The sequence below is a fragment of the Flavobacterium sp. genome (assembly GCF_028689845.1).
In the GTDB taxonomy this organism is placed as follows: domain Bacteria; phylum Bacteroidota; class Bacteroidia; order Flavobacteriales; family Flavobacteriaceae; genus Flavobacterium.
In genome coordinates this window covers 48,498-64,113 of sequence record NZ_JAQVCH010000004.1, presented here as the reverse complement: position 1 = coordinate 64,113, position 15,616 = coordinate 48,498, and the positions used below count along the sequence as shown (strand labels likewise).

Annotated in this window: 17 protein-coding genes; 8 read left to right on the top strand and 9 right to left on the bottom strand. The window is 32.1% G+C overall.

Going from position 1 to position 15,616, the window contains the following annotated elements; all coding sequences use genetic code 11:
- The first annotated feature begins 1 nt into the window (after position 1).
- The 5 genes from PHR76_RS02880 to PHR76_RS02860 all read left to right on the top strand — a co-directional run bounded on the left by PHR76_RS02880 (position 2) and on the right by PHR76_RS02860 (position 4,333).
- A complete protein-coding gene (locus PHR76_RS02880) occupies positions 2 to 241 on the top strand; it encodes a cytochrome C oxidase subunit IV family protein (protein WP_300058359.1) in 240 nt (79 codons plus the stop codon).
- A 78-nt stretch (positions 242 to 319) separates the two neighbouring features.
- A complete protein-coding gene (locus tag PHR76_RS02875) occupies positions 320 to 757 on the top strand; it encodes an OsmC family protein (protein ID WP_300058356.1) in 438 nt (145 codons plus the stop codon).
- 8 nt (positions 758 to 765) lie between these two features.
- Positions 766 to 1,203, top strand: coding sequence for a cytochrome c (locus PHR76_RS02870; protein WP_300058355.1), 438 nt, complete (start codon positions 766 to 768; stop codon positions 1,201 to 1,203).
- Complete coding sequence (locus PHR76_RS02865) at positions 1,193 to 2,527, top strand: cbb3-type cytochrome c oxidase subunit I (RefSeq protein ID WP_300058352.1); 1,335 nt, start codon at positions 1,193 to 1,195, stop codon at positions 2,525 to 2,527. The genes PHR76_RS02870 and PHR76_RS02865 overlap by 11 nt, the downstream gene beginning before the upstream one ends.
- A 9-nt stretch (positions 2,528 to 2,536) precedes the next feature.
- Entirely contained in the window at positions 2,537 to 4,333 is a 1,797-nt protein-coding gene (locus PHR76_RS02860) for a hypothetical protein (RefSeq protein ID WP_300058350.1), read from the top strand.
- A gap of 116 nt (positions 4,334 to 4,449) precedes the next feature.
- Here PHR76_RS02860 and ric read toward each other — a convergent pair whose 3' ends face one another.
- The 9 genes from ric to PHR76_RS02815 all read right to left on the bottom strand — a co-directional run bounded on the left by ric (position 4,450) and on the right by PHR76_RS02815 (position 12,035).
- A complete protein-coding gene (gene ric / locus PHR76_RS02855) occupies positions 4,450 to 5,172 on the bottom strand; it encodes an iron-sulfur cluster repair di-iron protein (RefSeq protein WP_300058347.1) in 723 nt (240 codons plus the stop codon).
- Positions 5,173 to 5,281: 109 nt separating this feature from the next.
- Positions 5,282 to 5,653 (bottom strand): group III truncated hemoglobin, encoded by a 372-nt coding sequence (locus tag PHR76_RS02850; RefSeq protein ID WP_300058344.1) that lies wholly within the window; start codon positions 5,651 to 5,653, stop codon positions 5,282 to 5,284.
- Positions 5,654 to 5,669: 16 nt separating this feature from the next.
- Entirely contained in the window at positions 5,670 to 6,437 is a 768-nt protein-coding gene (locus tag PHR76_RS02845; RefSeq protein WP_300058342.1) for an ABC transporter permease subunit, read from the bottom strand.
- Between the two features lie 89 nt (positions 6,438 to 6,526).
- Positions 6,527 to 7,249 carry an ABC transporter ATP-binding protein gene (locus PHR76_RS02840; protein WP_300058339.1) on the bottom strand — a complete coding sequence of 241 codons (723 nt, stop codon included), beginning with the start codon at positions 7,247 to 7,249 and terminating at the stop codon, positions 6,527 to 6,529.
- Positions 7,246 to 8,475 (bottom strand): nitrous oxide reductase family maturation protein NosD, encoded by a 1,230-nt coding sequence (locus PHR76_RS02835; protein ID WP_300058336.1) that lies wholly within the window; start codon positions 8,473 to 8,475, stop codon positions 7,246 to 7,248. The genes PHR76_RS02840 and PHR76_RS02835 overlap by 4 nt, the downstream gene beginning before the upstream one ends.
- A 6-nt stretch (positions 8,476 to 8,481) precedes the next feature.
- Positions 8,482 to 8,901 carry a nitrous oxide reductase accessory protein NosL gene (locus tag PHR76_RS02830; RefSeq protein WP_300058333.1) on the bottom strand — a complete coding sequence of 140 codons (420 nt, stop codon included), beginning with the start codon at positions 8,899 to 8,901 and terminating at the stop codon, positions 8,482 to 8,484.
- On the bottom strand, positions 8,901 to 9,485 hold the full coding sequence (locus tag PHR76_RS02825) for a hypothetical protein (protein WP_300058330.1): 585 nt from the start codon (positions 9,483 to 9,485) through the stop codon (positions 8,901 to 8,903). The genes PHR76_RS02830 and PHR76_RS02825 overlap by 1 nt, the downstream gene beginning before the upstream one ends.
- 60 nt (positions 9,486 to 9,545) lie before the next feature.
- On the bottom strand, positions 9,546 to 11,528 hold the full coding sequence (gene nosZ / locus PHR76_RS02820; RefSeq protein WP_300058327.1) for a Sec-dependent nitrous-oxide reductase: 1,983 nt from the start codon (positions 11,526 to 11,528) through the stop codon (positions 9,546 to 9,548).
- Between the two features lie 24 nt (positions 11,529 to 11,552).
- Complete coding sequence (locus PHR76_RS02815) at positions 11,553 to 12,035, bottom strand: c-type cytochrome (RefSeq protein ID WP_300058324.1); 483 nt, start codon at positions 12,033 to 12,035, stop codon at positions 11,553 to 11,555.
- 189 nt (positions 12,036 to 12,224) lie between these two features.
- Here PHR76_RS02815 and PHR76_RS02810 point away from each other — a divergent pair, with 189 nt between their 5' ends.
- The 3 genes from PHR76_RS02810 to PHR76_RS02800 all read left to right on the top strand — a co-directional run bounded on the left by PHR76_RS02810 (position 12,225) and on the right by PHR76_RS02800 (position 15,554).
- The gene (locus tag PHR76_RS02810; protein ID WP_300058321.1) at positions 12,225 to 12,533 is read left to right on the top strand and encodes a hypothetical protein; all 309 of its coding nucleotides are present in this window, start codon (positions 12,225 to 12,227) and stop codon (positions 12,531 to 12,533) included.
- A 90-nt stretch (positions 12,534 to 12,623) separates the two neighbouring features.
- The gene (locus PHR76_RS02805; protein WP_300058317.1) at positions 12,624 to 13,460 is read left to right on the top strand and encodes a hypothetical protein; all 837 of its coding nucleotides are present in this window, start codon (positions 12,624 to 12,626) and stop codon (positions 13,458 to 13,460) included.
- 102 nt (positions 13,461 to 13,562) lie between these two features.
- A complete protein-coding gene (locus PHR76_RS02800) occupies positions 13,563 to 15,554 on the top strand; it encodes a TonB-dependent receptor (RefSeq protein WP_300058314.1) in 1,992 nt (663 codons plus the stop codon).
- Positions 15,555 to 15,616: the final 62 nt, after the last annotated feature.

Genomic DNA, 15,616 nt, shown 5'->3' with positions numbered 1-15,616 from the left:
CATGAAAAGACAATTATCCTTAATATTTGGAATTCTCTTGGTGCTCACCATTATCATAGCTTTTTTAACCGAATATAGTGTTCAGAAAATGGTTGTAGTTGCCATATTAGCACTTTCTGGAATTAAATTTTTATTGGTTGCTTTTCATTTCATGGAATTAAAAAAAGCTAATGTATTTTGGAAAGTAACGTTAGTCTTTTTTTTAATGCTTTTAATTGGAATTATAGCACTCATAATTTAATTCTGCTATGACTTAAATCATACACAAAATCGATAGTTATTCCTTCTTTTGTTGTTTTAAACCTATAATACAAAAACAATGGAAAAACATGTCTATAATTTAAGTCTAAAATGGGAAAATGACCGAAAAGGAATCATGTCTTCGCCAGAATTACCAACGACAATTGAAGTAGCCACACCACCAGAATTTGACAAAGGAATGCCAAATATTTGGTCGCCAGAGCATTTGTATACGGGTTCCGTTTTAAGTTGTTTTATGACTACTTTTTTGGCTATTGCCGATTATTCTAACTTTGAATTTATCGACTTTAAATGTGATGCCCAAGGAATTTTAGAAAAAATAGAAGGCAAGTTTTTAATGACTAAAATTATTCTCTCACCCGTATTAACAATTGACAATCAAGATAAAATTGAAAAAGCACAACGTATTTTAGAAAAATCGGAAGCGGCTTGTTTGATTTCCAATTCTATCAAAAGTGAAGTGGAATTAAAAACAGTAATCAATATCGAAAACTAGGTGTTGCAATGCAAAATCATTTAAAATACCTTCTTATTCTTACTGTATTAATTGGCTCGTTTTCAATTTATAATTATATCATTTACACTTCTAAAACGGCATATCAAACCGTTCACTTAACTGAAAAAGCAATTAAAGGTGAAAACATTTGGCTACAACACAACTGCAGTTCTTGCCATCAAATTTATGGTTTGGGCGGCTACCTTGGTCCCGATATTACTAATGTATATTCTCGAGAAGGAAAGGGTGAAAAATACATCAAAGCGATTGTAAATAGTGGTATAAAAACAATGCCACAATTCAATTTCTCGGAGGAAGAAAAAGACCAACTCGTACAATTTTTTAAAGAAATTGATCAAACGGGGTATTATCCCGATGTTAATGCCAAAATTAGCAAGGACGGTTGGGTAACTATTAAAAATAAACAACATGAAAATGGAAAATAACAAATATCCATTTTATTTTATAATCACTGCTTTAATTTCCTTATTTATAGGAATGTCATTCGGTTTATTGGGCGGATTACAATATATATTTCCTGATTTTATCAAAGAAAAACTTCCTTTCAACGCGATTAGACCGTTGCATACTTTATTTGTAGTTTCTTGGATTTTATTAGCAGCAATTGGCGGAATTTATTATTATTTAAAAACGAATCCAACCCTTAAATTCTACAGCAATACGCTTGTCAAAGCACATTTTTGGTTCTTTATTATAACTGGAATTGGTATTGCTTTTTCTTATTTATCTAAAAATTTTGCAGGAAAAGAATACCTGGAATTTCCAAGTTATTATTATTTTCCAATTGTTTCTGGATGGATTTTATTTGGAATCAATTATTTCAAATCAATGCTTTCGTCGTTTAAAACTTGGCCTGTTTACTATTATATGTGGTCTACCGGAATCGTATTGATGATTTTTCATTTTACCGAAGCTCACTTATGGCTCCTTCCCTATTTTAGAGATAATTTTATACAGAACATCGCTGTGCAATGGAAAGCTGGTGGTTCCTATGTTGGTTCATGGAACATGCTCGTTTATGGAACCGCGTTGTTTGTCATGGAAAAAATAAGCGGTGAAAGCAGTTATGCCACTTCTAAAAAAGCCTTCTTTTTTTACTTTTTAGGCTTAACCAATTTGATGTTTGGTTGGGCTCATCATGTCTATATGGTGCCAACCGCATCGTGGATACGCTATTTTGCATATGTCATTAGTATGACCGAATGGGTAATTCTATTCTCTATAATTTATGATTGGAGAAAAAACCTATCCCAAGAGAAAAAGATTCAATTTTCTATTGCCTATCGATTTATGATTTTAGCCGATTTATGGGTTTTTCTAAATATTATTGTGGCTTTATTAATTTCAATTCCGTCTATCAATTTATTTACGCACGGCACCCATATTACGGTGGCCCATTCCATGGGAACAACCATCGGAATTAACACCTTAATTCTTTTTTCTTCAATCACTTACATTTTTAATACCGCTTTCTCATTTTCTGAAAAAACAGTTAAAAAATTAAAAAACGGAATCCAAATTTTTCACATTTCCTTTATCTTATTTTGGGTTACACTTTTGATTATGGGATTGAAAAAAAGCATTTGGCTCTTTGGGAATTCATCCGAAACCTTTAGCAAATTTCAAGAATCGCAACACGGTTTGCATCTTGCATTTGTGTTGTTTGGAGTAGGAATTATCACCGGATTGGGAATCATTATTTTTCATTTAATGAAGACATTCCAACAAAAACAAACAAAAATAATTTAATATAAAACTATGTCAAACAAAAAAAATAGTCATTCCTTTCATATTCCAGTGATGGGATTGGCTTTTACCATTGATAGCCCTATTCGAGTGGCTCAATATGGAATTTCTTCTACTGTTTCTATAACAGACGATGATTTAATAGAGAAAATGAGAGCTTTTTACAGTGAAAAGTTCAGTATTCCCTATCAAGAAATCACACAGAAAATACAAGATTATAGAGCAAAAAGAATCACAACTTATCTCAATACCATGGATAGTATTGTGAATCAAAAATTTGAAAAATTTAAAAAAGATTTAGCTGAAAGCAAAACTGCTTTAGAAAACTATATCGCTCTTTTACCCAACAAATCCGATTTAAAAAAAGGATTACAAGAATTTATTGACGAAGGAATATCGATGAAAGATAACTTAGTTCAATTTATTGAAAATAATATTTCTTTGGGTGAAATTGATGTCAATATTATGACAAAAGTGGATAAAGACAACTTTGAAAATGGCGAACAATTACCAATCGAATTTAACGATGCTCATGCTGCTTTGAGAGGTTTCGCTAACAGCAATCTAAGTTCATCTGTCGTTTTATCGGCTGGAATGAATCCGCGATTATACAGCTATTTTGAAAGTTTTCCCGATTTTTATCCTGACACAAATGGTTTGCTTAGAAAAAAAATAATTCTCAAAGTAAGTGATTATCGTTCGGCTTTGATTCAAGGGAATTTTTTAGCCAAAAAAGGATTATGGGTTTCAGAATACCGTATTGAATCGGGTTTGAATTGTGGCGGCCATGCATTTGCAACCGAAGGCTTTTTAATGGGTCCCATTTTACAAGATTTTAAAGAAAAACGCAGCGAATTACATCAATCTACACATGATTTATTGATAAAAGCATTGACGTTAAAACAACTTCCATTGCCAACTGCCGCTTTACCAATAAAATTCACCGCTCAAGGTGGTGTTGGAACTGCAGAAGAACACGCCTTTTTATTGGAAGAATATCAGTTGGATTCAATTGGTTGGGGTTCGCCATTTCTTTTAGTACCAGAAGCCACTTCTGTAGATGCAGAAACGAGAAAGTTATTAGCAGAAGCCAAAGAAAAAGACTTTTATCTGAGTAACATTTCACCTTTGGGCGTTCCTTTTAATTCGATTAAAGGGGTTTCTAATGATTTTTGGAAACAAAAAAGAATTAATGATCATAAAGCAGGAAGTTCTTGTCCGAAAAAGTTTTTAGCTTTAAACAAATCCTATAATAAAGAAGGGATTTGTACGGCTTCAAAAAAATACCAAGATTTAGAATTAGACAAGTTAGACCAACAAAAAAGTGAAATTTCTCTCAAGGAATTTGAAATTAAACAACAAAAAATCACTGAAAAAGCGTGTCTTTGCGTTGGATTGGCGAATTCCTCCTATCTTGAAAATAATTTACCAATAAAAGGACAACAACAGGGTGTCGTGATTTGTCCAGGGCCAAACTTAGCCTATTTTGACAGCGAATATTCACTAAAAGATATGGTGCAACACATTTATGGAAATGCCAATGTGATGTTGCAAGAAAATCGCCCAAACTTGTTTGTCAAAGAATTAAAAATGTATGTAGACTATTTAAGAAATGAAATTAGCACTTTTACAGATGAAGTAACGGCTAATCAATTAAAAAAATGGAATACGTATAGAAATAACATAAATTTGGGTATTGATTATTATCACAATTTACTTAAAACTAGTGCTTTTTTCAAAACTAATGATGACAGCATTCATCAACAACTTGATTTTTATAAAGCTGAAATAAACGCTATTTCTTTTTAAATTTTAAAAGCTAACAAACTAGCAAACTCGTTTACTATTTAATTAAAAAATCACTTCAAAAAAGATATTTGAAGTGATTTTTAGTTGAATTAAAAACCTATTATAAATGCGTATTCTTAGTTGAATCTACTTTCCATCGCAATAGCACGTGGAAATAAAATATTATTTTCTAAGTGAATATGTTTATGCAAATCTTGTTCAAATTCTTGTAACATTGCAAACGTAACTTTATAGGTGTTACAAGCATCAGCTGGTGGTGTGTAATTATTGGTTAATGCAGCAATTTTTACAAAACGATCACCTTCATTTTCGTGTTCATGTTTCATCATGGCAATCGGGTTTTCTACCGTTCCAAAATGCGGTTGTTCGATAGCTTGACCTGTTCTGATTGCATTTTCCATTTTTTTAATAAACGGAAATAAAACGGTCTCTTCTTTAACCATGTGTTGAGCTAATTCGCTTGCACATCCAACAAAAAGTTCATGAATTTCAAACAATTCTGGATGATTTCCACCATGTACTTTGGTTAATTTGTCTAAAAACGGAACTAAAACTGCCGATTTTTCTACGACATAACGGTGGTGTGTTTTTTCGATATAATCAATCAGCAAATCGGATGGCCATGAATTAAAATCGATGGTATTGGTGGCTTGTGTCGCTAAAATTTGAGTAACCTCTTGTTCAATTTGATTGAAATCTAATCCTTTTTTTTCAGAAGCTTCTTCAATCGTTCGATTTCCTTTACAACAGAAATCAATACCATATTTTGAAAAAACGGCAGCGGTTCTAAAATCCTTTGCCACATATTCTCCAATTGTAGGTTGTTCTAAAACATTCATATTTATAAAATTTAAATTAAAAAAAACAGCTTGTATTTCGTTTACAAACTGTTCAAATTTAAGAAGAATTGGGCTAAAAATCTATGCGTCAAATCATAGTTAACACTTTTTAACTTAATGCTTTATCCATCATTGCTTTGGAGATATTCATGGCTCTGTTTTTTATTTCAGTGGCTTTTTCGCCTTTAAATAAACTATCCACTGTTTCTTTAAACATACTATTCCAACGGTTAAAATGAGTAAAGTCCATTTGTTTTTTTTGATTTAATGCTTTGTGCGTCATCATCGGATTTCCATCAAAATTACCTGTACAAAAAAGAATGTTTTCCCAAAAATCATACATTCTGGGTAAGTGCGTTTCCCAATTTACATGAACCACGTCTGTAAAAATGTTTCCAAGGAGATCGTCTGCTTTTACTTTTATATAAAATGCATCAACTAATTTGATGATGTCATCTCTATTTTGGATATCTTTTTTCATCACTTAAAAGATTAGGTTATAAATCTTTATTTTTAAACTTGACTAAGGAAACGAAAAACGGAACAATTATCCATAATATCAATAATAAAAAAGAGATAATTAAACCCGTTGAAGTTCCAAAAAATTCTTTGAAGATAGCTCCAGTATAGCCCATCATGGCCGATACGTCAAGATGTAATAAAATTTGAATTCGAGCTAAGTCAATTGGACTAAATGCGGTAATTCCGACCATTGCATTTTCTATAGGATACTCTTGAAATTGAAATAATAAAAACAAAACTAATCCGTCAAAAAGAAGTGCAAAAAACAACCAAGTCATAATGGCTATTCCGATTCCTTTTGCTTTATCACGGGTCAAAATGGAACTTAAAAATGCTAGGGCTGTAAAAATTGCGGTGATAAAACAACCGTTAATGAGCATCATTACTCCGACACTATCTGGAGAATTGATTAATAAGGGAATTCCTGCTCCGACAAAAAAAGCGAGTATCATGGAAAAACAAAGTCCCAGAAATAAGCTAATCCAAATCTTTTTTCGTTTAATGGGTTGACTTAATAAAAGTTCAACAAACTCTGAACTATTATAGAGATAAATTGTTGAAAAAAGGATGGAAACTAGAGGAACCGTAAATAAAATTACGTTTAAAATAGTTAAAATACCTTTTGATGAGTTATCTTCTAAAGCAAAAGAACTCCAAGATAAAATTGCTAAAATCAAAGTGTAAGCTATGATTATTTTATTCTTGAGAATATCGAGTAATATGATTTTTATAATTCTATTCATAATCAGATTTTAGGTTGTGGGCTGTGGGTTAACTTCGTTAAAATTTAATGAAAATAATAACGCGAAATTATAAACCAACAATCCTAACATTATACTTTTTTGTTATATACATTTCTTTTCAACACGGAAGCAATTGCTTTTGAAATTTTATCTTCATTTGTTTCAGATTTTAAATCGTCTACTTTTTTATGAAAATGCACTTCACCTTCTTGCATGAAAATAATTTCGGTAATCAAATCATCTAATTCACTCAACAAATGGGAAGTGATTAAAATTAGTTTTCCTTTATCTTTTTCTTTGATAATTTTTTCTTTCAAAATCTCTGATGCTAATGGATCTAATCCAGCAGTAGGTTCATCTAGTATTAACACCTCTGGATTAAATAAAAAAGCTAAAACTGCACTTACTTTTTGAGTTGTTCCGCCAGAAAGCGTTCGCATTTTTTTATCAAACATTTTTTCAAGTTCGAACGCATGTAATAAATCTTCATCTAATGCTTCGTCCGAATTTCTAATTGTTTTAATCATATCGATAATTTGACCAATTGTCATATTATCAGGATAGCGTCCAATTTGCGGCATATAACCAATACTTGAACGGTATAAATACTCTTTTAAAATTGATTTACCATTAAATTCTATCGAACCTTTATCTGGCAAAACCATTCCAAGAACTGATTTTATTAGGGTTGTTTTTCCACATCCGTTAGGTCCAATTAAAGCAATACATTGTCCTTTTTTACACGAAAGATTAACATTTTTTAAAACTTCTAATTTTCCGAATTTTTTATTTAAATTATTTATTTCAATCATAGTGGCAACGATTTCATTAATGGCGTTTTATCAATAAAGTTGTCTGGTGTGATACTTGGTAAGATTTTTTCAGACTTATCTAATAGTGTGATCATGAAGCTTCTGTATAAGAGCATCGCTGATGGAGTTGATTCAGTTAAAACGGCAAATAAACTTAATGGGTGATAAGGCACGTCGCCAATTCCATCTTTATTTAAATCATAGCCTTCATATTTATCCCAATAATTAGAGTTAAATGTGTTTAAGACTAAACTTCCGTTGGTGCTTATATCAAAAGTATTTTTTAAAAAATTATTATTGACAATTTCATTATCCAAACAGCTTGCTTGAATTTTCAATCCCCAACCATTGGATAAAAAAACATTTTTTTCTATTCTATTTCTTGAAGCTCCTTCCATATAAATGGCAGAAGTATTTCGGGCAAAGGTGTTGTTAAAAATATAACTATCTGAAATGTCTTTTAGCAATAACCCATAAGCAGAATCGCCCCAATTTTCTTCAAAATGATTATTAAACATTTTTACATCTTTACTATACATTACGGCCACTCCAGCACCATTATTTCTAAAAATGTTGGTAATGTACGTATCACTATGAGAAAACATGAAGTGTAATCCATACCGAATATTATTAATGCTGATGTTTCTCCATACTAAAGAATCATATACAAATTCAAAATAAATTCCGTCTCGATGGCCGTCAATACGATTGCCAATAATTAAAATATCATTTGATTTCCAACAGTGTATTCCATTACCTAATTGTTGTTCTTCCTTTCCGTAAGCCTTTAAATAATTGTTTTTTATGGTACAATTTTTACTATTTTGTAGATATATACCAAAAAAATTATCATCTAAAACATTATTCTGAATAACCACATATTGTTTATTATACACTTTGATTCCGCATGGGTCAGTAATGGTTGCATAAGCCGAACGAATCACTTTAAAACCATCTACTACAACACTATCTGCTTTTATAGAAAGCACTTCATGTTTTTTTTCACCATCTAAAACAGGTAAACCTTTACCTATAAAGACGATTTTTTTATCAATTATTATATTTCCTTCTTTGTATATTCCGCCGTGAACCATTAAGGTATCACCATCTTTAGCTAATGCAATTCCTTGTTTGACCGATTTAATCGGATGATTTTTTCCGACGTGAATGGTATTTGCATGAATTGAAAAAGAGAAAAGAAGAAGTATAATTAAAAAATATTTCATTTAATTCTATTTAATAATTTCACTCCAAGAACTTGGAGTTGCCTTAAAATTTTTAGCTAATTCTTCCGCTTCTTCTTTAGTTTGTACTGCAATTACATTGCCGTGCATTGGGCTATTGATTTCGCCTCCTTTAATATAAAAAGCGGTTTCAGCTGGAATAAGTACATTGTTTTGATTAAAATCATGAATATAAAAAGATTGAATTTTTGTGGAAACATTCTCCTTATGATAATTAATCATGCAATGCATATCATCAAATTTATATACTCTTCCTTTGGCCGTAATTAATTCGGCACCAAATTTTCCGTCTGCAATTTTCATTTTGCAATATTCACAACCATAGGCGGATAATTTAATTGGTTCAACTTCTTTAGTTCCACAAGAAATTACGATTGAGAGAAGTAAAAAATAAGATAAAATTTTCATTATACTGTTTTTTTAAATTTAAATTCTTTAAGAACAATTAATGCTAATAAGAGTCCAGCTCCGGCTAGCAACCAACCTCCTGTATCAGGAATTGAAAAAGCTCCAAAGTTTAATAATTGTTTAAATCCGATTAAAGGCGGTTGGTAGGCCATTCCTGGTACTATAATTGCCGCATTTGGATCAAGATTATGTCCGTATTCATAATTCCATCTGTAAAAATCTATCGCAGAAAGAATAATAAAGAGAACATAAGTAACTAAAAAGCCTAAAACTGCTTTTCTATTATTCACAAAAATTAAAACTAATGCAATCAGGGCAAACGCACCAAATATATAAGGTAAAATCGTGAATTCAAAGAAATTCTCTGTGTGCAAAGTTGCCATTCCGATATAATGATTTAAACCATTAATAATATCCACATCACCTGCAATTTTATTGGCGTGTAACTGCAATGTTAATCCTTCTGGATATTGTGGAGCATCTAATTCGATTCTCCATAAGGGCATAAATAAAGAAGCTATAAAAAGTAAACCTACAATCAAAAGCATAACTTTTGAAGCCAAAGTTAAATTTGATGTTTTCATTTTAAGATTTTTAAAAAAATAAGGGAGCAGTTTTAAATTGCTCCCTCATTTCTATGATTATTATTTAGAAGAAGCGGGTAAATTAGTACCTAAGCTGTAAGAAATTGGCACATTACTTCCTGCAGGAGATACTCTAATGTATCCTTGCATTTCTTGGTGTAACGCACTACAGAAATCTGTACAATAGAATGGTACAATACCTACTTTTGTTGCTTTCCAGTATAAAGTCATTGTTTCACCTGGCATCACTAACAATTCAGCAGTTGGAGCATTTTTAATTGCAAATCCGTGTGGTACATCCCAATCTTGTTCAAGATTCGTAATGTGGAAATACACATCGTCACCAACTTTAATTCCTTCAATATTATCTGGAGAGAAGTGAGAACGAACCATAGTCATGTAAACATGCACTTTATTTCCTTCTCTAACTACTTTAGTTTCTTTTTCTCCTTTTGCTACTCTTGGGTGTTCGTTTTTATTAATGTCATAAATTTTCAATTGTCCATTATTACGAATTAAATCCGCTGGAGCTGCTTGAGCATAGTGAGGTTCACCAATAGTTGGGAAATCTAACAATAATTGCATTTTATCACCACTAATATCATATAATTGAGCAGATTGAGTTAACTCAGGTCCTGTTGGTAAATATCTGTCTTTCGTAATTTTGTTATAAGCTACTAAGTATTTTCCGAATGGTTTTCTTGAATCCCCACCAGGAATCATTAAGTGACCAACAGAATAATAGGTTGGAGCTCTATCTAACACTTTAAGTGTTTTAATATCCCATTTAACAACTTCAGAAGAAACAAACATTGTTGAATAAGCATTTCCTTTTCCGTCAAATTCAGTGTGTAATGGTCCTAATCCTGGTTTTTGAACTTCTCCATGTAAAACAGAGTTATATTTTAATACAGGAATTCCTTCGTAATCACCTTCAAAATCTTTGTTTGCAATAGCTTTGGTCATTTTATCAAAACTAAATACTGGGATTAAAGCAGCTAATTTTCCAGAACCTACAATGTATTCTCCAGTTGGATCAACGTCACAACCGTGAGGTGATTTTGGACATGGCATTAAATAACAAATGTCTTTTAATTCCATTGCATCTAATACTAAAACTTCTTCTTTAATTACTGAAGTTCCAGTATGTGTTTCATCATTCCAAGTATTATGAGCATATCTAGCTTTTTCTTTTCTTCCTTTACCAGCTTTGATGTACTCTTCTGCTTTTTTCCAGTCTACTGCCATGATAAAATCTTTATCATTTTGAGATGCATTTACTTCTAAAAGCGTGTTAGCTTGTTCTGAATTATAACAAGAGAAGAAGAACCAGCCATGTGATTTTCCTTTACCTGCGTGAGAAAGGTCAAAGTTTACTCCAGGTAAACGCAATTGGAATGCAATATCCATTCCTCCTGTTTCTTTATCAACACTGATAAAACTGATGTGAGCTTTAAAATTTTCTTTGTACGTGTTAATTGGCACATCACCATTTTCATAATCACCTGGTACAGCAAAACGTGTTCCAGCGACTACATATTCAGTGTTTTCTGTAATAAAAGGAGAAGAGTGATTACCTGCTGAGTTAGGTAATTCAATGATTTCTGCCGTTTTAAAACGTTTTAAATCAACTCTCGCTACCCGTGGTGTATTATTTGCGTTTGCAAAAATCCATCTTCCATCTACTTCTCCATTAGTTTGAGATAATTCAAGGTGATGTTGATCATCCCAAGGAATAAATCCTTCAGAAGTATTCAACATTGGTTTTGATTCTTCACTAAATCCCCATCCACTTTCTGGATCCTGAGAGAAAATAGGAATTACTTTAAGCATTCGACCACTTGGTAGTCCGTAAATACTCATTTGTCCACTAAAACCACCAGAAACGAAATTGTAGAATTCGTCATATTTTCCTGGGGCTACATAAACTTTAGAAGCGGCATCGCCACTTACGGCATCACTAGTATTTTTTGGTCTACATGAACCAAAAAAAGCGGCAACTAAAACGATAGCAAAACTTGCTGTTAAAAATCTATTTTTCATATACGTTCGATTTATAATTTGTTTTTATTTTACACCGTCATTTTTACGCATGAATTCCAAAATCTCACGAGCTTCTTGATCTGCTAAAGATTGATTTGGCATTCTTACCAAACACAATTCTAACTGAGCTTGTAATTCAGGATCTTTGTCGATCATTGGGTCAGGATTGGTGATGAAGTTCATAATCCATTCTGGCTTTCTGCGTTCTGTTACGCCTTTCCACCCTGGACCAACTAAACGTTCGTCTGTCATTTTGTGACAAGAATTACATTTCACGCCTGAAATGCTTTCTCCTTTTTCTGCCATAGCGACATCCAATGCTGCTCCTAAATCAACATTTTCATGCTTTCCTTCTCCACGGTTTGGGTCATAAGAAGATGCATCAGTTGATGCTGCACTTTCTTCCGTACTTGGGCTTGCAGAGAAGTCCTCGCCCCCTTCCTTTTTGTCTTTTCCACAGGAAATAAACAAAATAAATACTACTACTAATAATGATAATTTGTTCATAAATTGATGTTTTTTAATTTATGACACAAAGGTCTAGTTTAAACAATTCACATTTTATGATTAAAATCATATTTTATACAAATTTTGTCATTTAATTTTGCCCCATCTAAACAACCGTAATTCATCCTTTTGAAATACATTATATACATAGTAGCCGCATTTTTCTTACTAAAACCAGTGTTTCCCGTGGTGGATTACGTTATAAACTATGATTATATATCCACACAGTTATGCGAAAACACACAAAAACCAGAATTAGAGTGTAACGGTAAATGTCATTTGAAAAAAGAATTAGCGGAACTTGCCCAAGATGAAAACCCGAAATCAAATGAGCAAAAAGGAAAACCAATTACTATAGAAGTTTTGTTTTGTGATCATTTAACAACTTATTCCTTTACATCGAATATTACAATAACAAAAAAGGTGTCTACCTTATACAATTGCATATACTTTCGATTAAATAGTACTTCTATTTTTCACCCTCCTATTTTAGCTTAAGTACTTTATTACCAAAATCGTCTTGATTTTTTCTTTAGTTATTCTTAACTAAAGTGTCTTACTTATGTCTAAAATTAAAATAAACAAAAAATGAAATTACTTAAATATAGCTTTTTATTTATATTAGCTATCCTAACCGCTTGTTCTTCTGATGATGAGGAAACTATTGTAAATGAATTAGATGGTTTAACAAAAATTCAAGAATTCACTAACGATACCCATATCATTGAACTATATAATTCAACTGGTGCTTTGGAGCAAGGTTATAATGCTATTTCTCTTCGTTTTAAAGATAAAAACACTAACGAATACGAAAAAAACGCAACCGTAAGCTGGATGCCGGTTATGCATATGGCAACGATGAATCACTCTTGTCCTAAATCAGAGGTAGCAAAAACTGCTTTAAAAGAAACCCTATACAATGGTTATATTGTTTTTCAAATGGCCCAAAATGAAACTGAATATTGGGATTTAAAAATTGATTACACTATTAATGGCATATTGTATACTGCCACAGAAAACATTAATGTTCCCGCTTCTGCAAAAAGAAAAGTGACTTCATTTATGGGTTCCGATAATAAAAAATACCTAATTGCCCTAATTGATCCTTCTTCTCCAAAAGTAGCCTTGAATGACGTCACTTTTGGATTATATAAAATGGAAAGCATGATGTCTTTTCCTATTGTAGACAACTACAAAATCAAAATTGACCCTAGAATGCCGAGTATGGGCAACCACACTTCTCCAAATAATGTCGATTTGACTCAATCAGCGGATAAATTATACCACGGAAAATTATCGTTAACGATGACGGGCTATTGGAAAATCAATTTGCAATTACTGAATGAGTTAGACGAGGTTTTAAAAGGTGAAGTAGTGACAGAAGAAAACCCTGCAAGCAGCATCTTTTTAGAAATCGAATTCTAAATAAAAAGAGTTTAAAAAGGTCGAAAAAATAACTTTTTGACCTTTTTAAAACATATTCAACCCCTGATATAAGTTATAAATTATATCCGAAATTTATCCGAAATGAAAAAATTGCTATTTATAGTACTTCTTTTTCTTCTTCCTATTCGTTTATTTAGTCAAGAAAATGATAGTATACTCCCAATGAGTTTAACAGAAATTATACTTATTGGAAAGAAAACAGATTTAGTTCAAAAACAATTTAAACCATTAGCCACAATTGATGAATATCTTCAACAATCTGGTGCTGTGGAAATGATTAAAAGAGGCGGTTATGCCTGGGAACCAACTATTAACAACATGAGTACGGAACGAACCGTAGTTACCATTGATGGAATGCGAATTTTTGGTGCTTGTACCGATAAAATGGATCCAATTACGTCCTATGTAGAGGTTTCTAATTTGTCTGAAGCAGAAATAGCCTCGGGACAAAGTGGAAGTTGTCACGGCCCAACCATTGGAGGCTCAATCAACTTAAAAAGAAACCGAAGTGAGATTGGCAAAAAAGGATTTAATGGCTATTTTAATGCGGGCTACGATTTTAATAATCAGCAAAAAATTATAGGTGGAGCTATCAATTATGCAGATAGTTTGTTTTTTATCGATAACAATGTCATGTTTCGAGAGGCTGAAAATTATACCGCAGGAAACAATAACGAAGTTCTTTTTTCACAGTTTAGAAAAATAAATATGTCGACTACCGCTGGATTTTTATTTAATAAGAACAAGTATTTTGAAGCGGCTGTTATTTATGATAAAGCAACCGATGTCGGTTATCCCGCTCTGCCAATGGACGTTTCTTTGGCTGAAGCGTTAATTACTTCAGTGAAATTTGAATATATTCCAATGGAATCTATTTTTAACAAATTGGAAACAAAAGTCTATTACAACACCATCACGCACATAATGGATGATACCACAAGACCAGATGTAGCCATTCACATGGATATGCCGGGATGGAGTGACACCTATGGAATGTATGCCAATTTAGATGGAAAAGTAAATAAAAATACTTTTTTAGGTACATTTAACTCGTTTTACAATCGTTCTTTGGCAGAAATGACCATGTATCCAAGTGATCCAAATGAAAACATCATGTTCATGCTTACTTGGCCAGATGTTATTACTTTTTATAACGGAATTTATGCTGAAAACACCTATGAATTCAATTGTCATAGCAACTTCAAAATTTCTGGAAGTTTAGGAAATCAGTTTAATGAAGTGAAAAGTCAGTTTGGATTAGAAAGTTTACAAATATTTTATCCTGGATTAAAAGCCGATAAAAATAGATTTCTAAAAAGCTTAGCGACCAATTTTAATTGGAAAAAAGAGAAATTTGGTTATTCTTTTGGTCTCGCTTATGGCGAAAGAGCTCCTTCGGTTTCAGAAGGATACGGATTTTACTTGTTTAATAGTTTTGACCGTTATGATTATATTGGAAATCCTGATTTAGAGAATGAACAATCAGCAGAGGCTTCGGTAAATTTGAAATATCAAACCAAATCATTTAAAACCTCTTTTAGTACTTCTTATTTTCATATTTCAAATTATATCGTAGGAAAACCAGATCCATCGGTTTATCAAATGACTATTGGAGCACAAGGCGTAAAGATTTATAGTGCAATCGATTATGCTTCTTTAATTAAATCGGTTTTTAATTTTGAAACCTATTTGATGTCAAATTTAAAGTGGGATAACCAATTAACCTACAGTTACGGAAAAGGAAGCGATGGTGAAAATCTCCCGTTTATTAGCCCGTTGGCTTATCAAAGTAAATTGTTTTATAAAAAAGCAGCTTTTACAGCGGAAATAGAGGTTCAAGGAAATGCTACCCAAACCAATTATGCTCCATTTTATGGCGAAATTGAAAAGCCAGCTTATGCTATTTTAAATTTTGCAACAAGTTATACGCTCTCCTTTGATAAAACAAAATTGAGTTTGCGAACAGGTATAGAGAACATCTTAGATGCCGATTACTCGACGTTTGCCGATTGGAATAATATTCCTAGAATGGGACGAAATGTATTTATTAATGTGTTGTATTCCCTTAATTAACTTAGAATCTTTGAAGATAAAAAAAACACTTGAAGAATATTATTCAAGTGTTTTTTTATTGG